At 61.6% G+C, this 22,125-nt stretch carries 24 protein-coding genes; 16 read left to right on the top strand and 8 right to left on the bottom strand.

What is annotated here, in order from left to right:
- The first annotated feature begins 81 nt into the window (after positions 1-81).
- The 12 genes from ccoN to hemN all read left to right on the top strand — a co-directional run bounded on the left by ccoN (position 82) and on the right by hemN (position 11,289).
- Positions 82-1,524, top strand: coding sequence for a cytochrome-c oxidase, cbb3-type subunit I (gene ccoN / locus AB4N92_RS04510; protein ID WP_021490916.1), 1,443 nt, complete (start codon positions 82-84; stop codon positions 1,522-1,524).
- The gene (gene ccoO, locus AB4N92_RS04515; protein WP_003193167.1) at positions 1,524-2,132 is read left to right on the top strand and encodes a cytochrome-c oxidase, cbb3-type subunit II; all 609 of its coding nucleotides are present in this window, start codon (positions 1,524-1,526) and stop codon (positions 2,130-2,132) included. The genes ccoN and ccoO overlap by 1 nt, the downstream gene beginning before the upstream one ends.
- A gap of 6 nt (positions 2,133-2,138) precedes the next feature.
- Positions 2,139-2,324, top strand: a complete 186-nt coding sequence (locus AB4N92_RS04520; protein WP_003175465.1) for a CcoQ/FixQ family Cbb3-type cytochrome c oxidase assembly chaperone — start codon at positions 2,139-2,141, stop codon at positions 2,322-2,324.
- Positions 2,321-3,298 carry a cytochrome-c oxidase, cbb3-type subunit III gene (gene ccoP / locus AB4N92_RS04525; RefSeq protein WP_010208556.1) on the top strand — a complete coding sequence of 326 codons (978 nt, stop codon included), beginning with the start codon at positions 2,321-2,323 and terminating at the stop codon, positions 3,296-3,298. Before AB4N92_RS04520 ends, ccoP begins: the two co-directional genes overlap by 4 nt.
- 172 nt (positions 3,299-3,470) lie before the next feature.
- A complete protein-coding gene (locus tag AB4N92_RS04530) occupies positions 3,471-3,725 on the top strand; it encodes a type II toxin-antitoxin system Phd/YefM family antitoxin (RefSeq protein ID WP_010208555.1) in 255 nt (84 codons plus the stop codon).
- Entirely contained in the window at positions 3,725-4,135 is a 411-nt protein-coding gene (locus AB4N92_RS04535) for a type II toxin-antitoxin system VapC family toxin (protein ID WP_029529067.1), read from the top strand. Before AB4N92_RS04530 ends, AB4N92_RS04535 begins: the two co-directional genes overlap by 1 nt.
- A gap of 207 nt (positions 4,136-4,342) precedes the next feature.
- Positions 4,343-5,770 (top strand): cytochrome c oxidase accessory protein CcoG, encoded by a 1,428-nt coding sequence (gene ccoG, locus AB4N92_RS04540; RefSeq protein WP_010208552.1) that lies wholly within the window; start codon positions 4,343-4,345, stop codon positions 5,768-5,770.
- A gap of 16 nt (positions 5,771-5,786) precedes the next feature.
- Complete coding sequence (locus tag AB4N92_RS04545; RefSeq protein ID WP_010208551.1) at positions 5,787-6,326, top strand: FixH family protein; 540 nt, start codon at positions 5,787-5,789, stop codon at positions 6,324-6,326.
- 115 nt (positions 6,327-6,441) lie between these two features.
- Positions 6,442-8,892, top strand: a complete 2,451-nt coding sequence (locus tag AB4N92_RS04550; RefSeq protein ID WP_044287662.1) for a heavy metal translocating P-type ATPase — start codon at positions 6,442-6,444, stop codon at positions 8,890-8,892.
- A gap of 22 nt (positions 8,893-8,914) precedes the next feature.
- Positions 8,915-9,127 (top strand): cbb3-type cytochrome oxidase assembly protein CcoS, encoded by a 213-nt coding sequence (gene ccoS / locus AB4N92_RS04555; protein WP_010208549.1) that lies wholly within the window; start codon positions 8,915-8,917, stop codon positions 9,125-9,127.
- Positions 9,120-9,803, top strand: a complete 684-nt coding sequence (locus tag AB4N92_RS04560) for a sulfite exporter TauE/SafE family protein (protein ID WP_010208548.1) — start codon at positions 9,120-9,122, stop codon at positions 9,801-9,803. Before ccoS ends, AB4N92_RS04560 begins: the two co-directional genes overlap by 8 nt.
- Positions 9,804-9,906: 103 nt before the next feature.
- Complete coding sequence (hemN, locus tag AB4N92_RS04565; protein ID WP_010208547.1) at positions 9,907-11,289, top strand: oxygen-independent coproporphyrinogen III oxidase; 1,383 nt, start codon at positions 9,907-9,909, stop codon at positions 11,287-11,289.
- Position 11,290: 1 nt separating this feature from the next.
- On the opposite strand, the gene AB4N92_RS04570 is transcribed toward hemN, so the two are convergent.
- Positions 11,291-11,758: a FlxA-like family protein gene (locus AB4N92_RS04570; RefSeq protein WP_010208545.1), complete on the bottom strand. Its 468-nt coding sequence runs from the start codon at positions 11,756-11,758 to the stop codon at positions 11,291-11,293.
- 152 nt (positions 11,759-11,910) lie between these two features.
- On the opposite strand from AB4N92_RS04570, the gene fnr reads away from it, so the two are divergent.
- On the top strand, positions 11,911-12,645 hold the full coding sequence (gene fnr / locus AB4N92_RS04575) for a fumarate/nitrate reduction transcriptional regulator Fnr (protein ID WP_010208544.1): 735 nt from the start codon (positions 11,911-11,913) through the stop codon (positions 12,643-12,645).
- 80 nt (positions 12,646-12,725) lie between these two features.
- Positions 12,726-13,274: an adenine phosphoribosyltransferase gene (locus tag AB4N92_RS04580; protein ID WP_010208542.1), complete on the top strand. Its 549-nt coding sequence runs from the start codon at positions 12,726-12,728 to the stop codon at positions 13,272-13,274.
- A gap of 134 nt (positions 13,275-13,408) precedes the next feature.
- Here the strand turns inward: AB4N92_RS04580 and AB4N92_RS04585 are convergent, their stop codons facing one another.
- The 5 genes from AB4N92_RS04585 to dnaX form a co-directional block, all read right to left on the bottom strand.
- Positions 13,409-14,557, bottom strand: coding sequence for an acyl-CoA dehydrogenase family protein (locus AB4N92_RS04585; RefSeq protein WP_021490921.1), 1,149 nt, complete (start codon positions 14,555-14,557; stop codon positions 13,409-13,411).
- A gap of 131 nt (positions 14,558-14,688) precedes the next feature.
- Complete coding sequence (gene recR / locus AB4N92_RS04590) at positions 14,689-15,291, bottom strand: recombination mediator RecR (RefSeq protein WP_010208540.1); 603 nt, start codon at positions 15,289-15,291, stop codon at positions 14,689-14,691.
- A 58-nt stretch (positions 15,292-15,349) separates the two neighbouring features.
- Positions 15,350-16,375 (bottom strand): NADP-dependent oxidoreductase, encoded by a 1,026-nt coding sequence (locus AB4N92_RS04595; RefSeq protein WP_010208538.1) that lies wholly within the window; start codon positions 16,373-16,375, stop codon positions 15,350-15,352.
- 134 nt (positions 16,376-16,509) lie between these two features.
- A complete protein-coding gene (locus AB4N92_RS04600) occupies positions 16,510-16,848 on the bottom strand; it encodes a YbaB/EbfC family nucleoid-associated protein (protein ID WP_003175481.1) in 339 nt (112 codons plus the stop codon).
- 43 nt (positions 16,849-16,891) lie between these two features.
- A complete protein-coding gene (gene dnaX, locus AB4N92_RS04605) occupies positions 16,892-18,946 on the bottom strand; it encodes a DNA polymerase III subunit gamma/tau (RefSeq protein WP_042571906.1) in 2,055 nt (684 codons plus the stop codon).
- Positions 18,947-19,267: 321 nt separating this feature from the next.
- Here dnaX and AB4N92_RS04610 point away from each other — a divergent pair, with 321 nt between their 5' ends.
- Positions 19,268-19,639: a VOC family protein gene (locus AB4N92_RS04610; RefSeq protein WP_021490924.1), complete on the top strand. Its 372-nt coding sequence runs from the start codon at positions 19,268-19,270 to the stop codon at positions 19,637-19,639.
- Here AB4N92_RS04610 and AB4N92_RS04615 read toward each other — a convergent pair.
- Entirely contained in the window at positions 19,553-20,512 is a 960-nt protein-coding gene (locus tag AB4N92_RS04615; RefSeq protein WP_187517044.1) for a DMT family transporter, read from the bottom strand. The genes AB4N92_RS04610 and AB4N92_RS04615 overlap by 87 nt on opposite strands.
- Positions 20,513-20,614: 102 nt before the next feature.
- On the opposite strand from AB4N92_RS04615, the gene AB4N92_RS04620 reads away from it, so the two are divergent.
- Positions 20,615-21,478, top strand: coding sequence for a LysR family transcriptional regulator (locus AB4N92_RS04620; RefSeq protein ID WP_010208534.1), 864 nt, complete (start codon positions 20,615-20,617; stop codon positions 21,476-21,478).
- 56 nt (positions 21,479-21,534) lie between these two features.
- Here AB4N92_RS04620 and AB4N92_RS04625 read toward each other — a convergent pair whose 3' ends face one another.
- The gene (locus AB4N92_RS04625) at positions 21,535-22,125 is read right to left on the bottom strand and encodes a hypothetical protein (protein ID WP_021490925.1); all 591 of its coding nucleotides are present in this window, start codon (positions 22,123-22,125) and stop codon (positions 21,535-21,537) included.

Below are 22,125 nucleotides of genomic sequence, written 5' to 3' on the forward strand. Positions count from 1 at the left end.
TTGCGTTGCAATGGCCCCTCGCTTTCTACATACTTGCGGCCGATTTTACCTATAAAAAAACCTAAACCGTGGAACCTTAGAATGAGCACAGCAATCAGTCCGACTGCTTATAACTATAAGGTAGTCCGCCAGTTCGCCATCATGACGGTGGTCTGGGGGATCCTTGGCATGGGGCTCGGGGTGTTCATCGCCTCGCAACTGGTTTGGCCGGAATTGAATTTCGGTTTGCCATGGACAACCTTTGGCCGCCTGCGCCCGCTGCACACCAACCTGGTGATCTTCGCCTTCGGCGGATGTGCATTGTTTGCCACCTCCTACTATGTCGTGCAGCGAACCTGCCAGACGCGACTGATCTCCGACAGCCTCGCGGCCTTCACCTTCTGGGGTTGGCAAGCGGTCATCGTCGGCGCCATCGTCACCCTGCCGCTGGGGTACACCACCACCAAGGAATACGCCGAGCTGGAATGGCCCATCGCCATTTTGCTCGCCATCGTGTGGGTGACCTATGCCGTGGTGTTCTTCGGCACCATCGTCAAGCGCAAGACCAAGCACATCTATGTGGGCAACTGGTTCTACGGCGCGTTCATCCTGGTGACGGCGATGCTGCACATCGTCAACCACGCCTCGTTGCCGGTCAGCCTGTTCAAGTCCTACTCGGCCTACGCCGGGGCCACGGATGCGATGATCCAGTGGTGGTACGGCCACAACGCCGTAGGTTTCTTCCTCACCACCGGTTTCCTGGGGATGATGTACTACTTCGTGCCGAAACAGGCCGAACGTCCTATTTACTCGTATCGCTTGTCCATCGTGCACTTCTGGGCGCTGATCACCCTGTACATCTGGGCCGGTCCGCACCACTTGCACTACACCGCGCTGCCGGATTGGGCGCAGTCGCTGGGCATGGCGATGTCGATCATCCTGCTGGCGCCGAGCTGGGGCGGCATGATCAACGGCATGATGACCCTGTCGGGCGCGTGGCATAAATTGCGCACCGATCCGATCCTGCGCTTCCTCGTGGTATCGCTGGCCTTCTACGGCATGTCGACCTTCGAAGGGCCGATGATGGCGATCAAGACCGTCAACTCACTGTCCCACTACACCGACTGGACCATCGGCCACGTACACGCCGGCGCTCTCGGCTGGGTGGCGATGATCTCCATCGGTGCGATCTACCACATGATCCCCAGACTGTTCGGCCGCGTGCAGATGCACAGCGTCGCGCTGATCAACACCCACTTCTGGCTGGCCACCATCGGCACCGTGCTCTATATCGCCTCGATGTGGGTCAACGGCATCACCCAAGGCCTGATGTGGCGTGCGATCAACGATGACGGCACCCTCACCTACTCCTTCGTCGAAGCGCTGCAAGCCAGCCACCCGGGCTACATCGTCCGCGCCCTGGGCGGTGCGTTCTTTGCCGCCGGCATGCTGTTCATGGCCTACAACGTCTGGCGCACCGTGCGTGCCTCCGACCCGGCAGAAGCCGAAGCCGCCGCCAAGATCGCCGTTGTGGGAGCTCACTGATGAAGCATGAAGTAGTCGAGAAGAATATCGGCCTGCTGGCCTTCTTCATGGTCATCGCCGTGAGTATCGGCGGCCTGACCCAGATCGTTCCGCTGTTCTTCCAGGATGTGACCAACAAGCCGGTCGAAGGCATGAAGCCGCGCACCGCCCTTGAACTGGAAGGCCGCGACGTCTACATCGCCAACGGGTGTGTCGGCTGCCACTCGCAGATGATCCGCCCGTTCCGCGCCGAAACCGAACGCTACGGCCACTACTCGGTCGCCGGCGAAAGCGTGTGGGACCACCCGTTCCTGTGGGGTTCCAAGCGCACCGGCCCGGACCTGGCCCGTGTCGGTGGGCGTTACTCCGATGACTGGCAGCGCGCGCACTTGTACAACCCGCGCAACGTGGTGCCTGAATCGAAAATGCCGGCGTACCCGTTCCTCGTGGAAAACAAGCTCGACGGCAAGGACACCGCGAAGAAGATGGAAGTCTTGCGCACCCTGGGCGTGCCCTACACCGACGAAGACATCGCCGGTGCAGCCGCAGCCGTAAAGGGCAAGACCGAAATGGACGCACTGGTGGCCTACCTGCAAGGCCTGGGCACCATCATCAAAAGCAAACGGTGATTCTTCATGGATATCGGGATGATTCGTGGCCTGGGCACCGTTGTGGTGATGGTGGCCTTTATCGGCCTGGCGTTGTGGGTGTTCAGCCCCAAGCGCAAGTCGGAGTTTGAAGACGCGACCTTGCTGCCCTTTGCGGATGATCCCGAAGCCATCAAGCACGTCGAGCAAGCTTCTAGGAGTAACAAAGAATGACTACGTTCTGGAGTCTGTACGTCACAGTCCTCAGCCTGGGTACCATCTTCGCCCTGACCTGGCTGCTGCTGTCGACCCGCAAGGGCCAGCGCGCCGAGCAAACCGACGAGACCGTCGGCCACTCGTTCGACGGCATCGAGGAGTACGACAACCCCCTGCCCAAGTGGTGGTTCATGCTGTTCGTCGGCACCATCATCTTCGCCCTCGGCTACCTGGCGCTGTACCCCGGCCTGGGTAACTGGAAGGGCCTGCTGCCGGGCTACAGCTACCTCGACAACGACAAGCAAACCCCCTTCGCCAACGGCCAGACCGGCTGGACCGGCGTGCACGAATGGGAAAAGGAAATGGCCAAGTCGGACGCCAAGTTCGGCCCGATCTTCGCCAAATTCGCGTCGATGCCGATTGAAGAAGTCGCCAAGGACCCACAAGCCTTGAAGATGGGCGGCCGCCTGTTCGCCTCCAACTGCTCGGTGTGCCACGGTTCCGACGCCAAGGGTGCCTATGGCTTCCCCAACCTGACCGATGCCGACTGGCGCTGGGGGGGCGAGCCGGCCACCATCAAGGAAACCATCATGAAAGGCCGCCATGCGGTGATGCCGGCCTGGCTGGATATCCTCAAGGAGCAAGGCGTCAGTGATGTGGCGGCATTCGTCGTCACCAACCTCGACGGCCGCAAGCTGCCCGAAGGCGTGAAAGCCGATGTGGCCAACGGCGAGAAACTCTTCGCCGCCAACTGCGTGGCCTGCCACGGTCCTGCCGGCAAAGGCACCCCTGCCATGGGCGCGCCCGACCTGACCCATCCGGGCGCGTTCATCTACGGTTCGAGCTTTGCTCAACTGCAACAAACCATCCGCTGGGGCCGCCAGGGCCAGATGCCTGCTCAGGAGCAACTGCAAGGCAACGACAAAGTGCACTTGCTGGCAGCGTATGTGTACAGCTTGTCCCATGGGGATAAGAAGGCTGAAGAGCAGTAACCACTCGAAAAGACCAAAGCCCCGTGCAGCGCAAGCTGGCGGGGCTTTGGTCTTTCTGGCTCCCAGAAGCTGTCCAAATTGGAGCACATGACCGTTTGTAGCCTCCGACTTGCCGCCGTCGACTTCCAAGTAGTAACGTAACTACATGAAGTCTGACGGAGGGGGCCACCTCATGACCATCACAACCATTTCCAGCCGCGAATTCAACCAAGACACAAGTGGTGCCAAAAAAGCCGCCCGCCAGGGGCCGGTTTTTATCACCGATCGCGGCAAGCCTGCCCATGTACTGCTAAGTATTGAGGACTACCAGAAACTGACAGGGCTCAATGCCGATATCGTTGATCTGCTAGTGATGCCGGAAGCGGCCGATATCGACTTCGAAACCGAACGTGCCGTGATCACTCATCGACCCGTGGACCTCTCTTGATGTATCTGCTCGACACCAACGTTATCTCCGAACTGCGTAAACCCCACGCCGATGCAAAGGTGGTCGCCTGGGCCAAAAGTGTGATCGCTCCACGCATGTTTATTTCAGCGATTACGCTGAAAGAATTGGAAACCGGGGTCTTGCGTATTGAGCGCCGAGACCCGGCACAAGGGAAGGTGCTGAGAACCTGGCTCAAGCGCCATGTAATGCCCGCTTTTGATGCCAGGATTCTGCCGGTGGATGCTGCGGTTGCACTGCGCTGTGCACATCTGCATGTTCCTGACCGGGCCAATGAAAGCGATGCACTGATCGCCGCTACTGCTCTAGTACATGGGTTAACCGTCGTTACGCGCAATGTCAGTGATTTCAAATCCAGCGGCGTTTCACTGATTAACCCATGGGACGAATGACCGCCCTACCCGCAAAAACCGTCCATACTTGCCAAGTCAATTGATCCAGATCACGTACACCATCAATTGATTTTCCCCAACGCGACCAAAGGTCGCACCCCTGACATACCCTCAGGGGCGTATCATCAGGCCACTGCAACACCCTTAATTTGACCCCGGTTGGCACGTACTGGCCGAGGCAAATCTCCACCGCCGTGGGATGCAATGATGAGCAACCAGATACCGGTACATGACGTTACCCCGCCTGCCAAACACACAAACGGTTCCGACAGTAAAACCGTCGACCTCTACGCCTCGCGAGAGAAAATCTACACCCGTGCCTTCACCGGCCTGTTCCGCAATCTGCGCATGCTCGGTGGTGCCGGTCTTTTCCTGCTCTACTTCGGCACCGTGTGGCTGAACTGGGGTGGCCACCAGGCCGTGTGGTGGAACCTGCCGGAGCGTAAGTTCTTTATTTTTGGCGCGACCTTCTGGCCCCAGGACTTCATCCTGCTCTCGGGCATTCTTATCGTCGCGGCGTTTGGCCTGTTCTTTATCACGGTGTATGCCGGTCGTGTGTGGTGCGGCTACACCTGTCCGCAAAGCGTGTGGACGTGGATCTTCATGTGGTGTGAAAAGGTCACCGAAGGCGACCGCAACCAGCGCATCAAGCTCGATAAAGCACCGATGGGCGCCAACAAATTCCTGCGCAAGTTCAGCAAACACACGCTGTGGCTGCTGATCGGTTTTGTCACCGGCATGACCTTTGTCGGCTATTTCTCGCCGATCCGCGAACTGGTGTTCGACTTCTTTACCGGCCAGGCCGATGGCTGGTCGTATTTCTGGGTGGGGTTCTTCACCCTCGCCACCTATGGCAACGCCGGCTGGCTGCGCGAACAGGTGTGCATCTACATGTGCCCGTATGCACGCTTCCAGAGCGTGATGTTCGACAAGGACACCCTGATCGTTTCCTACGATCCACGCCGTGGCGAACTGCGTGGCCCGCGCAAAAAAGGCGTCGACTACAAGGCCCAGGGCCTCGGCGATTGCATCGATTGCACGATGTGCGTGCAGGTGTGCCCCACCGGCATCGACATTCGCGACGGGCTGCAGATCGAGTGCATCGGCTGCGCCGCGTGTATCGACGCCTGCGACAACATCATGGATAAGATGGAGTACCCGCGCGGCCTGATCAGCTACACCACCGAGCACAACCTGTCGGGGCAGAAAACCCACAAGCTGCGCCCGCGCCTGATCGGTTATGCACTGGTGCTGCTGGCGATGATCAGCCTGTTGGTGGCGGCGTTCTTCATGCGCTCTTTGGTGGGTTTCGACGTGAGCAAGGACCGTGTGCTGTATCGCGAAAACGCCGAAGGCCGCATCGAAAACGTCTACAGCCTGAAGATCATGAACAAGGATCAGCGCGACCACACCTACGTGCTCGACGCCGCCGGCCTGCCGGACCTCAAGCTGCAAGGCCGCCGCGAAATCAAGGTGGCTGCCGGTGATATCGTCAGCATGCCGGTCGAGCTGTCGAGTGCGCCGGAACAATTGCCGTCGAGCACCAACGAGGTGAAATTCATCCTCACCGATGCCGATGACGCCAGCGTCCACATTGAAGCCAAGAGCCGATTCATCGGCCCGCAAGTTCGTTAATCAAGAGAACCGAACAATGTCCGTAGCAACTGCCGCAAGCCCCTGGTACAAGCACCTCTGGCCCTGGATCATCATTGCCATCCTGGCCTGCTCGGTGACGCTGACCCTGTCCATGGTGACCATCGCAGTGAACAACCCGGACAACCTGGTCAACGACAACTACTACGAGGCCGGCAAAGGCATCAACCGCTCCCTGGACCGCGAACTGCTGGCCCAGACCCTGCAACTGCGCGCCAAGGTGCACCTGGATGAGCTGACCGGTGAAGTCGAGGTGAACCTCACCGGCAACAGCAACCCGACTACCCTGGAATTGAACCTGATTTCTCCGACCCAGCCGGAGAAGGATCGCAAGATCAACCTGGCCCGCAGCGCCAGCGAGCCTGGCCGCTACATCGGCCAAGTCACCGACAAGGTCGAAGGCCGTCGCTTCGTCGAGTTGCTCGGCGTGGAAGGCGACCGCACCTGGCGCATGTTCGAAGAAGAACAGGTCAGCCACGACAAGGACTTGCTGTTGGGCGATGAACCGTTGCAGGGTGCCGAAGACCTGAAGAAGTAACGAACCTGCGCTTCGCGCATCGCGGGCAAGCCCGCTCCCACATTGGATCGCGGTCCCCTGTGGGCGCCGGGCTTGCCCGCGATGAGGCCCTCACAGCCGACTAAGATCCATAACCATGACCAGCCCGATCCCCTGCTACCACTGCGCCCTGCCCGTCCCGCCCGGCAGCCGCTTCACCGCAGTGATCCTCGGCGAACGCCGCGAACTCTGCTGCCCCGGCTGCCAGGCAGTGGCCGAAGCGATTGTCGCCGGCGGCCTGGAAAGCTACTACCAGCACCGTAGCGAAGCCTCGGCCAACCCTGAGGCATTGCCGGTGCAACTGGTGGACGAGCTGGCGCTGTATGACCGCGCCGATGTGCAAAAACCTTTCGTGCGCCACGAAGGCGAACTGGCCGAAGCCACCTTGTTGATGGAAGGCATCAGCTGCGCGGCCTGCGGCTGGCTGATCGAAAAACACCTGCGCAGCCTGCCCGCCGTGGCCGAGGCGCGGTTGAACCTGTCCAACCATCGACTGCAGGTGCGCTGGGCCGACGGGCAACTGCCGCTGAGCCAGCTGCTCAGCGAATTGCGCCATATCGGCTACGCTGCCCACCCCTATCAGCCGGACCGCGCCGCCGAGCAACTGGCCAGCGAAAACCGCCTGGCCTTGCGCCAATTGGGCGTGGCGGGTCTGCTGTGGTTCCAGGCGATGATGGCAACCATGGCCACCTGGCCGGAATTCAATATAGACCTCAGCCCGGAGCTGCACGTGATCCTGCGCTGGGTGGCGATGTTTCTTACAACACCCATCGTGTTCTACAGCTGCGCACCGTTTTTCAAGGGGGCTATGCGCGACTTGCGCACCCGCCACCTGACCATGGACGTTTCGGTGTCACTGGCCATCGGCGGTGCTTATTTGGCGGGGATCTGGACCGCGATCACCGGCGTGGGTGAGTTGTACTTCGACGCGGTGGGCATGTTCGCGCTGTTTCTGCTGGCCGGTCGCTACCTTGAGCGCCGCGCCCGTGAACGCACGGCCGCGGCCACCGCGCAGTTGGTCAACTTGCTGCCCGCGTCGTGCCTGCGGCTCAAGGCCGACGGCCAGAGCGAACGCATCTTGCTGCCCGAACTGGCGCTGGGCGATCGTGTGTTGGTGCATCCGGGCGCCGTGCTGCCAGCGGATGGCGTGATTCTGGAAGGCCAATCGAGCATTGATGAATCCCTACTAACCGGCGAGTACCTGCCGCAACCCCGCCAGGCTGGCGACGCGGTCACGGCAGGCACGCTCAATGTCGAAGGCGCGCTGACCGTCGAAGTGCGCGCCTTGGGCCACGACACCCGCCTGTCCGCCATCGTGCGCCTGCTGGAACGGGCCCAGGCGGAGAAACCGCGCCTGGCGCAAATCGCCGACCGCGCCGCGCAGTGGTTCCTGTTGTGTTCGCTGATGGCCGCCGCGCTGATCGGCCTGCTGTGGTGGGAGCTGGACGCGTCGCGGGCGTTCTGGATTGTGCTGGCAATGCTGGTGGCGACCTGCCCTTGCGCACTGTCCCTGGCCACCCCCACCGCCCTCACCGCCGCCACCGGCACCTTGCACAAACTCGGCCTGCTGTTGACCCGAGGCCATGTGCTGGAAGGGTTGAACCAGATCGACACGGTGATTTTCGACAAGACCGGCACCCTGACCGAAGGGCGCCTGGCATTAAGGGCCATCCGGCCCCTCGGCCCCCTGAGCACCGACCTGTGCCTGAGCCTCGCCGCCGCCCTGGAAAACCGTTCCGAACACCCGATTGCCCGCGCCTTTGGGCGAGCGCCACTGGCCGCTGATGAGGTCATCAGTTCGCCAGGGCTGGGCCTGGAAGGGCGCGTCGGCGAGCGCGTATTGCGCATTGGCCAACCCGGTTTTGTGTGTGAACTCAGTGGTTGCCCGATTCCTGCCGAACCGCAAGTGTCGGGCCAGTGGCTACTGCTGGGCGACCGCGAAGGCGCCCTGGCCTGGTTCGTGCTCGACGACCGCCTGCGCAGCGACGCCCCTGCATTGCTGGCCGCGTGCAAGGCGCGCGGCTGGCGCACACTGTTGTTGTCCGGAGACAGCTCGCCGATGGTCGCCAGTGTCGCTGCTGAGCTGGGTATCGATGAGGCCCACGGCGGCCTGCGCCCCGATGACAAGCTGCAAGTCCTGCAACAACTGCACAAGGAAGGCCGCAAGGTGCTGATGCTCGGCGATGGGGTCAACGATGTACCGGTGCTTGCCGCCGCCGACATCAGCGTGGCAATGGGCACGGCCACCGACCTGGCCAAGACCAGCGCCGATGCCGTGCTGCTGTCCAACCGCCTGGACGCCTTGGTACAAGCCTTCACCCTGGCGCGGCGCACCCGTAGGGTGATCATTGAAAACCTGCTGTGGGCCGGGCTGTACAATGGCCTTATGCTGCCGTTTGCCGCCCTGGGTTGGATCACCCCGATCTGGGCGGCCGTGGGCATGTCCCTCAGTTCGTTGACCGTGGTGCTCAACGCCCTGCGCCTGACTCGCCTGCCGAGCGCGCCGGCGACCCGAGCCCCCTCAGTAACCCGCCCGCTGCCGGTGTGAGCCGCAGGGACATGGAGTGCAGATGCCAGCTTTATACGTGATGATTCCGGCGGCGCTGCTGTTAGTGGGCGTGGCCATCTACATCTTCTTCTGGGCGGTGGACAGCGGCCAGTACGACGACCTCGACGGCCCCGCCCATAGCGTGCTGTTCGACGATCAGGACCCGAACCACCTGGCCGGCGTCGAAGAAGCCAACCACCCCGAGCAACCGCCTAAAGACCCGCCCCATGCTTGAACTGGCGCCCCTGCTGGTCTCCGCACTGATCCTCGGCCTGCTGGGCGGCGGCCATTGCCTGGGCATGTGCGGCGGGCTGATGGGTGCGCTGACCCTGGCGATCCCCAAGGAACAGCGCGGTCGCAGGTTTCAACTGCTGCTGGCCTACAATCTGGGGCGCATTTTCAGCTATGCCGCGGCCGGGGTGTTGATCGGCCTGGCGGGTTGGGCAGTCGCCAACAGCCCGGCCGCCCTGTTCATGCGTGTATTGGCCGGGTTGTTGTTGATCTGCATGGGCTTGTACCTGGCCGGCTGGTGGAGTGGCCTCACCCGTATCGAAAGCCTCGGACGCGGCCTGTGGCGCTACATACAGCCCGTCGCCAACCGTTTGCTGCCCGTGTCCAGCGTGCCGCGCGCATTGCTGTTGGGCGCGCTGTGGGGTTGGTTGCCGTGTGGGTTGGTCTACAGCACCCTGCTGTGGGCGGCGAGCCAAGGCAATGCCTGGGACAGCGGGCTGCTGATGCTCGCATTTGGCCTGGGCACCTGGCCGGTCTTGCTGGCGACGGGGTTGGCCGCTGAACGGGTGACGGCGTTATTGCGAAAGCGCAGCGTGCGGATGGCGGGTGGTTTGCTGGTCATGCTTTTCGGTATCTGGACGTTACCCGGTCCACACCAGCACTGGCTAATGGGCCATTAAATCGCCATGTGGCATAGCGCCGCTCCCCGTTGATGCAAGTCAAGATGCCATCCCCGCCACGCCCCTAGACTCGGCCCACTAGCCTATCCGGGGGAACGCCCGCATGCTCGACGCCATTCGTTGGGACGCCAATCTGATTCACCGCTACGACTTGGCGGGACCGCGCTACACGTCCTACCCCACCGCCGTACAATTCGACAGCCAGGTCGGCACCTTCGACCTGCTCCACGCCCTGCGCGACAGCCGCAAGGCCGCGCGGCCGTTGTCGTTGTATGTGCATGTGCCATTCTGCGCGAACATCTGCTACTACTGCGCCTGCAACAAGGTCATCACCAAGGACCGGGGTCGCGCCCAGGCCTACCTGCAACGCCTGGAGCAGGAAATCCAGCTGATGGCCTGCCACCTCGACCCGAAACAGCGGGTTGAGCAACTGCACTTCGGCGGCGGCACCCCGACCTTTCTCAGTCACGACGAACTGCGCCAGGTCATGGGCTGCCTGCGCCAGCACTTCAATCTGCTGGATGACGACTCGGGCGACTACGGCATCGAAATCGACCCTCGCGAAGCCGACTGGGCCACCATGGGCCTGCTGCGTGAGCTGGGTTTCAACCGCGTGAGCATCGGCCTGCAAGACCTCGATCCCGAGGTGCAACGGGCGGTCAATCGCCTGCAAAGCCTGGAAGAAACCCGCGCGGTGATCGATGCGGCGCGCACGCTGCAATTTCGCTCGATCAATATCGACCTGATCTACGGCCTGCCCAAGCAAACGCCGATCAATTTTGCGCGTACCGTGGAAGAAGTCATCAAGCTGCAACCCGACCGGTTGTCGGTGTTCAACTACGCGCACCTGCCGGAGCGTTTCATGCCCCAGCGGCGCATCAACACCGAGGACCTGCCCTCCCCGGCCTCAAAGCTCTTGATGCTGCAAACCACTATCGAGCAACTGACCCAGGCCGGTTACCGTTACATCGGCATGGACCATTTCGCGCTGCCCGACGACGAGCTGGCCATCGCTCAGGAAGAAGGCACCCTGCAACGCAACTTCCAGGGCTACACCACCCACGGGCACTGCGACTTGATCGGGCTCGGGGTGTCGGCGATCAGCCAGATCGGCAACCTGTACTGCCAGAACAGCAGCGACCTCAACGGCTACCAGAACGCATTGGCCGGCGCACAGCTGGCTACCAGCCGTGGGCTGGTGTGCACCACGGATGATCGATTGCGGCGGGAGGTAATTCAGCAGTTGATCTGCAATTTCAGCCTGGCATTCGAAGCGATCGAGCAGGCCTTCAATATTGATTTTCGCGGGTATTTCGACGAACTATGGCCGCAGCTGGAGACGATGGCCGAGGATGGCCTGATCGAACTCGACGCCCAGGGCATTCGCGTACTGCCGGCGGGGCGCTTGTTGGTGCGCTCGGTGTGCATGGTGTTCGATGCCTATCTGGAACACCAGAACAGGCAACGATTTTCACGGGTGATCTGATTTACATCGACAGCGAGGCGGCTTTCATCGAGTCCTCGGCACTCATGCCTTTCATCGCCTTGGCCAACGAAGCCTGAGCTGACATCAGGCCCGCCTGCAGAGAGCTTATCTCGCTCTGCAAAGCACTGGTCTTGGCTCGGGCCTCTTCGGGGGAGAGGTTATTGGCCGCTGCAACGGCCGCCAGCTCGGCCTGTTTTTCGGCAATCTGTTGTTTCAACTGACGGATCATTTTCAGCACCTGCTTGACGTTGTCGTCCAGGCCACTGTCATCGATATCCGCATTGGAACTCTTGGCCGCACCTGCGGCCTTGAATGCATCGGCGGAAATAGTCACGGTCACACCTTCAACCACTTTGGTTTCAGTGGCAGCTTCAATGACCGGTGTTGTTGCCTTGGTCTCGGTAATCGGCTTTGCGTCCGGCACAGTCGGGATACGAATGGCAGGGTTGTAGGCCGCAATAACAGACATGATCCGAGCTCCGACGAATAGGTATGCCCGTTGTATCGGCCCCGATACAAAAAGCTTTATACCGCTGGCGGTTTTTTGTACACGCTGGCCTGATTGGCCCCCAGTGCGTTACCCTTACGTCTTATGTGTGTTTTCCCACAAGGATTTAAGAAATGTCCGAGCCAGTTAAACTGCGCGCTCACGGCCAGGCCCACTGCAAGGATTGCAGCCTGGCCCCCCTCTGCTTGCCACTTTCGTTGAATTTGGAAGACATGGATGCGCTGGACGACATCGTTAAACGTGGCCGCCCGTTGAAGAAAGGCGAGTTTTTGTTTCGCCAGGGCGACAAGTTCGATTCCGTTTATGCAGTACGTTCGGGTGCATTGAAGACGTTCAGCCTGAGCGACAGCGGCGAAGAGCAGATCACCGGCTTCCACCTGCCCAGCGAACTGGTCGGCTTGTCGGGCATGGACACCGAGATTCACCCGGTGTCGGCCCAGGCCCTTGAGACCACATCGGTGTGCGAAATCCCCTTCGAACGCTTGGATGAACTGGCCCTGCAATTGCCGCAACTGCGTCGCCAGTTGATGCGCGTGATGAGCCGCGAGATTCGCGACGACCAGCAAATGATGCTGCTGTTGTCCAAGAAAACTGCCGACGAGCGCATCGCCACCTTCCTGGTCAACCTGTCGGCGCGTTTCCGTGCCCGTGGTTTCTCGGCCAACCAGTTCCGACTGAGCATGTCGCGCAACGAAATCGGCAACTACCTGGGCCTCGCGGTGGAAACCGTGTCCCGTGTGTTTACGCGCTTTCAGCAGAACTCACTGCTGGCCGCCGAAGGCAAGGAAGTGCATATCCTCGACCCGATCCAGCTGTGTGCGCTGGCGGGTGGTTCGCTGGAGGGTTGATCCAGACACTTGCGGCCGCGCCAACCGGCGAGGCCGCAGGTATACTTCGAGTCCGTTTCCAGCCCCAGGACTCTTCGACGATGACCTTCGATTCGTTCGACATCAAATCCCTGATCCGCCCCGTCATCGACTTCCCCAAGCCTGGGGTGATCTTCCGTGACATTACGCCCCTGTTCCAATCGCCGCGCGCGCTGCGCCTGGTCGCGGACAGCTTTGCCCAGCGTTATGTCGAAGCCGATTTCACCCATATCGGCGCGATGGATGCCCGGGGTTTCCTGATCGGTTCGATCATCGCCTACCAGTTGAACAAGCCGCTGATCCTGTTCCGCAAGCAGGGCAAGCTGCCCGCAGACGTTTTGGCCGAGGGTTATCAAACCGAGTACGGCGAAGCGTTCCTGGAAGTGCATGCCGACAGCCTGTGCGAGGGCGATTCAGTGTTGATGTTCGATGACCTGATCGCCACCGGCGGCACCCTGATCGCGGCGGCGAACCTGGTACGACGCATGGGGGCGACGATCTTCGAAGCGGCGGCGATCATTGATCTGCCGGAGCTGGGCGGGTCGCAACGCCTGGAAGACATGGGGATTCCGACGTTTTGTTTGACGCAGTTTGCATTGACTGAACGTTAAGGTTGCCAGGGCCGGCCTCTTCGCGGGCAAGCCCGGCTCCCACATTTGATTGGGTTCACACATTCATATCTGTGAACGCTATCAGATGTGGGAGCCGGGCTTGCCCGCGATGAGGCCCACAAGAACAGCGCAGATCACAACCCCATCTGCTTGCTGATGATTTCATTCATCACCTCGCGGGTGCCACCACCGATGGACAGGATACGGTTGTCGCGATACAGCCGTTCCACCAGGCTACCGCGCATGTAACCCTGGCCCCCGAGGATCTGCACGGCGTCGTAGGTGACGCGGTCGGCGGTGTCGGTGGCGAGGTTCTTGGCCATCGAGATCTCTTTGATCACGCTGATGCCCACGGCCATCTTGGCCGCCTGGCGGTAGGTGAATTCCCGTGAAACCTCTACGGCGGTGGCCATCTCCGCCAGGCGATGCTTGATCACCTGGAATCTGCCGATGGGTTTGCCGAAGGCTTCGCGCTGAGCAGCCCATTTGAGGCTTTCCTCCAACGCCATCTGCGCCGTCATGTTGGCCATCAAGGCCAGGGCCAGGCGCTCGCTCTGGAAGTTGCCCATGATGCAGGCAAAGCCCATGTTCTCGACGCCAATCAAATTGCCTACGGGTACTCGGCAATCATCGAAAAACAATTCAGCCGTATCCGACGCCCACCAGCCCATTTTCTTCAGGGGCTGGCCGACAGTAAAACCGGGGGTGCCTTTTTCGATCAGCAGCAGGCTGATGCCGGCAAAGCCCGGCGCGCCGGTGCGCACGGCCACGGTATAGAAATCGGCGCGGATGCCGCTGGTGATGAACGTCTTGCTGCCGCTGACGCGGTAATGCTCGCCGTCGCGAATGGCACGGGTCCGCAGACTGGCCACATCGGAGCCGCCGCCCGGTTCGGTGATCGCCAGGGCGATGATCTTTTCACCCGACAGCACCTGCGGCACCACACGCTCGCGCACTTCAGGCCGCGCCCATTTGACGACGGGCGGCAAGCCGATATCCAACGACCCCAACCCCGCCACGACGCCACCGGAGCCGCAACGCATCAGTGCTTCGCTGGCTGCCACCTTGGCGAACAGATCGCCCTCGTGGCTGCCGCCCAGCGCTTCGGGGTAACCGATGCCGAGGATTCCCGCCGCGCCGGCCTTGAGGTACAGCTCACGGGGGAAGCTTTCCGCCTCCTCCCACTGCTCGATGCCCGGCAACAGCTCGCGCTCGACGAAGCGAAGCACGCTGTCGCGGACCAATTGGTGGCTGGGGTCGAAGTAGTCCTGATAGGCAGACATCGGCAAGCTCCATGGCGAGATGGAGCGAACTTACCAAGCGCTTGCTTGGTTATCAAGCAAGACAAAACACTGAACACCCTACAAAATACAGTGGGAGCTGGTTTGCTCCCCCATTTGTATGGCGGTGTTCTTTAGAGTGCGATGGGTTTGCGGCCAGCGAAGGAATGCGCCAGCGTGCCGCCATCCACCAGCTCCAACTCGCCCCCCAGCGGCACGCCATGGGCGATGCGCGAGGTGATCAGGCCTTTATTGGTCAGCAGTTGGGCGATGTAGTGTGCGGTCGCCTCGCCTTCCACCGTCGGATTGGTGGCCAGGATCACTTCGGTAAAAGTGCCCTGTGCTTCGATGCGCGCCACCAGTTGCGGAATGCCGATGGCTTCCGGGCCCAGGCCGTCCAGCGGCGACAGATGGCCCTTGAGCACGAAGTAGCGGCCGCGGTAGCCGGTCTGCTCCACCGCGTACACATCCATCGGCCCTTCCACCACGCACAGCAGCGTGTCGTCGCGGCGCGGGTCGGCGCATTGCGGGCAGAGTTCTTCTTCGGTCAGCGTGCGGCACTGGCGGCAGTGACCCACACCGGTCATGGCCTGGCTCAGGGCCTGGGCCAACCGGGTGCCGCCGCTACGATCACGCTCCAGCAGTTGCAGCGCCATACGCTGGGCGGTTTTCTGGCCGACACCTGGCAAAGTGCGCAGGGCGTCGATCAGTTGGCGAATCAGGGGGCTGAAGCTCATGGGCGAAGGGTCCGACAAAACAACGAGACGCGGTTTATACCCGCGCCCCGGATTAGCGTCAAATGCGCACGACCAACTTGCCGAAGTTGCGTCCTTCCAGTAGACCGATAAAGGCCTCCGGCGCCTGCTCCAGGCCCTCGACCACATCCTCGCGGAACTTGATCTTGCCGTCTCGCACCCACGGCGCCATGGCGCTCAGGAACTCGGGCTGGCGATCGCCGTAGTCATCGAACACGATAAAGCCCTGGATGCGCACGCGCTTGGTCAGCAGCGTTCGCTGCAAGGCTGGCAGGCGATCAGGCCCACTGGGGGCTTCATGGGCGTTGTAACCGGCGATCAACCCGCACAGTGGGATGCGCGCCTTGGGATTGAGCAGCGGCACCACGGCATCGAACACCTTGCCTCCGACGTTTTCAAAATAGATATCAACGCCCTTGAAGCACGCCAGGGCCAGGTCATTGGCAAAGGTCGCGCTCTTGTGATCGACGCAGACATCAAAGCCCAACTCATCTACCACGTAGCGGCACTTGTCTGCGCCCCCAGCGATCCCGACCACGCGCAAGCCCTTGAGCTTGGCCACCTGCCCCACCACCGAACCCACCGCGCCAGACGCTGCGGCGACTACCAGGGTTTCCCCGGCCTTGGGCTGGCCGATGTCCATCAAGCCCATGTAGGCGGTCATGCCCGGCATGCCCAGCACACCCAAGGCCATGGACGGGCTGGCCAGTCCCTTGGGCACTGGCATCAGGTTACGGCCATCGGAGATGCAGTGGCTCTGCCACCCCGTGGCACCCACCACCAGATCGCCCACTTCGAATTTCGGATTACGCGATTGTTCGATACGGCTGACAGCCCCACCGGTCATTACTTCGTCGATTTCCACCGGTGCTGCGTAGGACGGCGCGTCACTCATGCGCCCGCGCATGTAGGGGTCCAGGGACAGGTACAACGTTTTCAGCAGGACTTGGCCGTCCGCCAACTCCGGCAGATTCACGCGTTCCAAACGGAAGTTTTCCGGGGTCGGTGCGCCCTGCGGGCGTGAGACCAGGACAATGCGCTGGTTGAGGGTCGGTTCTTGAGGCATGAAGGGGCTCCTTTATCGAATCCATCGGTATAGGGTGCAGACCATGCGTGCTGTGCCAGGGTTCGATCAGATTTGGCACAAACAAAAATGCCAGGCACGAGGCCTGGCATTGGAGTCTAGCTAAAGCGACAGGATCAGAACGGCAGCTTCATGCCCGGAGGCAATTGCATGCCAGCGGTCACGCCGCCCATTTTTTCCTGGCTGTTGGCTTCGATTTTGCGCACGGCGTCGTTGACGGCCGCAGCGAACAAGGCCTCAAGCATTTCCAGATCATCTTCGCCGACGCCTGGCAGCACGCTTGGGTCGATGCTCACACGTTTGATGTCGTGACGACCGGTCATCACCACACTGACCATATCGCCACCGGCTTTACCGGTGACTTCGGCGTTGGCCAGTTCTTCCTGCATCTTGGCCATCTTTTCCTGCATCTGCTGCGCCTGCTTCATCAGGCCGGCCATGCCACCTTTCATCATGGGAATCACCTCAAAGTACGTGGATCAAATTAGTAGCCCGGTATCAGGACGCCTGAGGCACCGGAGCTTCGACAGGTTCAATAGTATCGTGACGGACGACCGCACCGAACTGTTGCATCATTTGCTGGATAAGCGGATCACCATGGATCGAGTCCTCGGCCTCACGCTGACGGTTGATGCGCCGGCGGGTCGCGGCCTGGGCCGGGGTTTCCTGCTCGGGCTTGATCAGCTCGATGGTAATGCTCAGCGTGCGCTCATGGTACTGGTTCAGCGCGTCATTCAAGCGGCGTTGCTGGGTCGCATTGAACAGAGCGCTGTGGGCCGGGTCCAGGTGCAACAGCCAGTGATCGCCGTCGATGGAAATCAGGGTGCAGTTGGCGGCGATGCTGCCGGTCATGCCGGAAATCGGCAGTTTCGGAAACAATTCCAGCCATTGCAGGGCCAGGCCGGTCGCCGGTGCGGCAGCGGGTTCCGCCTCGGGCTCGGGGGCCGGCTCGGTGGTGTGTTCGCTGGCCAGGTCGTCCAGGTAGCTGTAGGCCGAATCCATGTCCGGCTCGATGTAGTCTTCGTCCAGCGGCGGCTCGTCGTCGAGGTCGATACCCGGCGTCGCCGCTTCCACCTGGGCCACGGTCGGCTCGGGAACCGGCGCGCTGACCCATTCAGGGGCGTCAGGCACCACGCTGTCCGGGGTCGGGGTAGGCATCGGAGTCAACTCGGGCTGCTCGCCGGTGGTATCCAGCACGGGCTCCACGGCGGGCAATTGCTCAGCTTCGACTTCAGCGTCAACCGGATCATTCCAGGGCAGGTCGACGACCGACTCAGGCACGACAACCGGTTCCGGCTCGACCACGGGTGCAGCGACCACAGGCTCAGGCTCTGGCACAGGTGCTACGGGCGCAGGCGCAGCAACCACTGGCGCTACCACCGCCGCGCCAGCCACTGGTTTGGCGGAATCAACTGTGGCCTGGCTGATCCCCACTGGCTTTAGCGGCTGTCTCGGCGCATCGGCCGAATCGGCGGGCCGGAACGCCAGCATCCGCAGCAGCACCATTTCAAAGCCACCACGCGGGTCGGGTGCCAGGGGCAGGTCGCGGCGGCCGATCAAACCCATCTGGTAATAGAACTGCACGTCTTCGGCCGGCAACGCCTGGGCCAGGGCCAACACGCGATCGCGGTCGCCATGGCCGTTGTCGACACCCTCAGGCAGGGCCTGGGCGATGGCGACGCGGTGCAGCACATTGAGGATTTCCGAAAGCACACCGTTCCAGTCAGGGCCTTGTTCCGACAGATGGCGCACGGCTTCGAGCAGCGCCTTGGCGTCGCCTTCGATCAGCGCGTGCAGCACGTCGAAAACCTGGCCGTGGTCGAGGGTGCCGAGCATGGCGCGCACGTCGGCGGCCATGACCTTGCCTTCACCAAAGGCGATGGCCTGGTCGGTGAGGCTCATGGCGTCACGCATCGAGCCATCGGCGGCGCGGCCGAGCAGCCACAATGCGTCGTCTTCGAACGGTACGTTCTCGACACCCAGCACGTGGGTCAAATGCTCCACCACGCGCTCGGGGGTCATGTTTTTCAGGGAGAACTGCAGGCACCGCGACAGAATCGTTGCAGGAAGTTTCTGCGGGTCGGTGGTGGCCAGGATGAATTTGACGTAGGGCGGCGGCTCTTCCAGGGTTTTCAACAGGGCGTTGAAGGAGTGGCTGGAGAGCATGTGCACTTCGTCGATCAGGTAAACCTTGAAGCGGCCACGGCTCGGCGCGTACTGCACGTTGTCGAGCAGCTCGCGGGTGTCTTCAACTTTGGTGCGGCTCGCGGCGTCGATTTCGATCAGGTCGACAAAACGTCCTTCGTCGATTTCCTTGCACACCGAACAGGTGCCGCAGGGCGTCGACGTGATCCCGGTTTCACAGTTCAGGCATTTGGCGATGATGCGCGCAATGGTGGTCTTGCCCACCCCCCGCGTACCGGTGAACAGGTACGCGTGGTGCAGCCGTTGGCTGTCCAAGGCATTGATCAGAGCCTTGAGCACATGGGTCTGGCCGACCATTTCGCGGAACGAGCGCGGACGCCATTTACGTGCAAGAACCTGATAACTCATCGAAAACCGTCGCAACTGGGAAACAGAAGCCGGTAATGCTAGCGGAGCAAGGGGGAAATTGCATCCGGCATGCTTGCCTAATCTGACTAAGCCCTTGTGACTGGCCCCGAAAAGGCCTGAACCCGGAGAGCTTAGGCGCACACATCTGGGCGTTTTATGAATGATGGCCACGGGCAGCCTTGCAGCGCCCCCACCGCTATGAAGATGTCGGGCGAGATCGAGCAAATCATCCAGCTCCACACCGGTGAGACTCCTGACAGGAACTGACAGCACCGCCTTATAGACTCGGCCCCTCACAACACGCGCTTCCAAGGAGCCAACATGCACACCGTCGCCCATTACTTTTTGCTGTACGTCGACAGTCCGGCCACCAGCGCCAACTTCTATAGTCGCCTGTTGGACAAGCCGCCCGTGGAACTCAACCCGACCTTCGCCCTGTTCATGCTCGACAATGGCGTGAAGCTGGGATTGTGGTCACGTCATACCGTGCAGCCGGCGGCGCAGCTCACGGGCGGCGGGGGTGAAGTGGGCCTGTCTCTGGCCGACAAGGCCGCTGTGGACGCGTTGCACGACCAGTGGGTAGCGCGCGGCGCGACGATCATCCAGTCACCGACCACCCTGGATTTCGGCTACACCTTCGTCGCTCAGGACCTCGACGGCCACCGGCTGCGCGCGTTTTGCCTGAGCGACTGAGCGCCAGCGCCCTTCCAGGCTGATGGCGGCCACGCTGGCCAACACGATCACACCGCCCAGCACCACTTGCAGGGTGATGTGTTCACCCAACAGCGTCGCCGCCATCATCATGGCCACGGGCGGGATCAGGTACATCGCTACCGACGCACGGCTGACCTCGACATGTTTCAACACATAACCCCAGGCCAGGTACGCCAAGGCGCTGGGGAAAATCCCAAGCACCAGCACCGCAAGGTTTTCCGGCAACGGCGCCTGCACCACGGCAGACGACAGGCCCGGCAGGTTCACGCAAAGCATCAAGGTGCCGCCCCAGACCATGTAGCACGCCATCGTCAGCGGGCTGTAGCGGTGGGCGTAGTGCTTCTGGATGGCGAAGTACAGGCTCCACGACACCGCCGCCAACAGCAGCAGCAAGCCGCGCGGGTCGATATTCCCCACCCCGTGATCGCCCCAGATCACCACCAGCACACCGAGCAACCCCAGCAGCACACAGCTCCAGCGCCAGAGGCTGACCCGTTCCTTCAAGCAGAAAAACGCAATCAACACACTGAACAGCGGCGCCGATTGCGCGAGCACGCTGGACGCCCCCGCCGTCACGAATTGCTGTCCGTAATTGAGGCTGGTGTGGTGCAGGAATACCCCGAAAAAACTCAACACCAGCAGCCACGGTAGATCCCACAGGCGTGGCCGACCGATGCCCATCACCAGCGCCACACCGGCCATGAACACCGAAGCGATCAAGAACCGCAACAGCGCCAGCTGACCAGGGCCGTAGCTGAGCAGCCCCATGTGTACGCCAATCGGCGAATAGGCCCAACAAAGGATGACGCTGGCGATGACTAGCGTAAGCTTCAGGGGGGACGGGGTGTTCATCGACGGCATCCGAATACTGAGAAGGAATGCTGTCAGTCTTGGCCCGAGCAACGCGTAGGACAATTAACCGTTTCTGACTTCTGAAATCACTGGAACTGAGCAATGGAACTGGCCCAACTGAAAATGGTGCGAGCCGTGGCGCAAACCGGCAGCGTGGCCCAAGCCGCCGTGCAATTGCACTGCGTGCCGTCCAACATCACCACGCGGATCAAGCAGCTGGAGAGCGAGTTGGGCACGCCACTGTTCATCCGTGCCGGGCGCGGGTTGGCGATCAGTGCGGCGGGTGAGATTTTCCTGGAGTACTGCGAGCGTATCCTGGCCCTGGTGGACGAATCCAAACGCGCCGTGGACGCCAATGCCATTCCTCGTGGCACCCTGCGCATCGGCGCAGTGGAGTCCAGCGCCAGTGGCCGCCTGCCGCCGCTGCTGGCGGAGTATCACCGGCGCTACCCGGATGTCAGCCTGGAACTGGTGACCGGTGCCTGGGGCGAGCTGCTCGATGACCTGCAGCACCATCGCCTGGATGTGGCGCTGGTGGCCGCCGGCAACAAACGCGCAAAGCTCGAACACAGCGTGGTCTACAGCGAACGCCTGGTACTGATCGCCAGCGCCTCCAGCGAGCCGATCCGCAGCGCCGAAGACCTGGCCGGGCGCACCCTCCTGGTGTGGCCACCCGGCTGTCCCTATCGGGCGGCGCTGGAAAACTGGGTCAAGCCCCATGCCTTCAAACCGGCCATCGCCAGCTATGCCAGTTGGGGCACGATTATTGGTTGTGTGAGTGCAGGGATTGGTGTGGCGCTGGCTCCGGAAGGCATCCTGGCCCGCTATGAGCAGGCCAACCAGCTGGCGTCGTACCGGTTCGAGGAACTGCAGGCGGTGGAAAACCTGCTGTTCTGGCACAAGGACACGCAGCGGCACCTGGCACGGGATGCGTTTGCCGGATTACTGCGCGAAACATTCGGTTAATGAAGATCCAACATGTGGGGACTGCCCCCACACTTAGATTGTTATCGTTGTCGAGATCAGCTCTGGGGGGCCGCTAACCGCGCGTACTGATCCTGGCTGATCCACCCCGTAAACGAGCGATCATCGGCATTGATGAACTCGACCTGGGCCCAGCCATCCTTGAATGCCAGGACACCGACCACGTCGTTCTTGACGATGTACGGGCGTTTAGCAGGCTTGGCATTTGGGTTTTTCAGCAGGTAAGCCTTGTCGGCGGAGACCTTCACCAAGCCAATCCATTTTTTGCTTGCGGTCTGGCTCAGGTCCAGGCCGGTGGCAATCTCCGGCATCAGCACGTTGAGGCAACCGGGATGCTGGCGGCCTTGCGCCACGGTCAGGGTCACGCCGTCGGAGGAAGGCGCCACGCTGCCGGGATAAGCGTCATCGAGCCAAGTGGTCAGCGCGGCGGGCTTGCCTTGCAGGTAGAAACTGCAGCTGCGGGTCACGCCCTCGCCCATTTCTTCCGAGTAGTAACCTTCCACCTGGTGCTCGGGCGTCACCGCCAGCATCAGCCCTTCGTACTTGCCGGAATGCAATGCAGGCGAGCCGGCGAAGACGGGGGCTACGGCGCACAACGACAACACACCCACTGCTAGATAACGCATCAT

This window comes from Pseudomonas sp. S3_A09, from assembly GCF_054668065.1.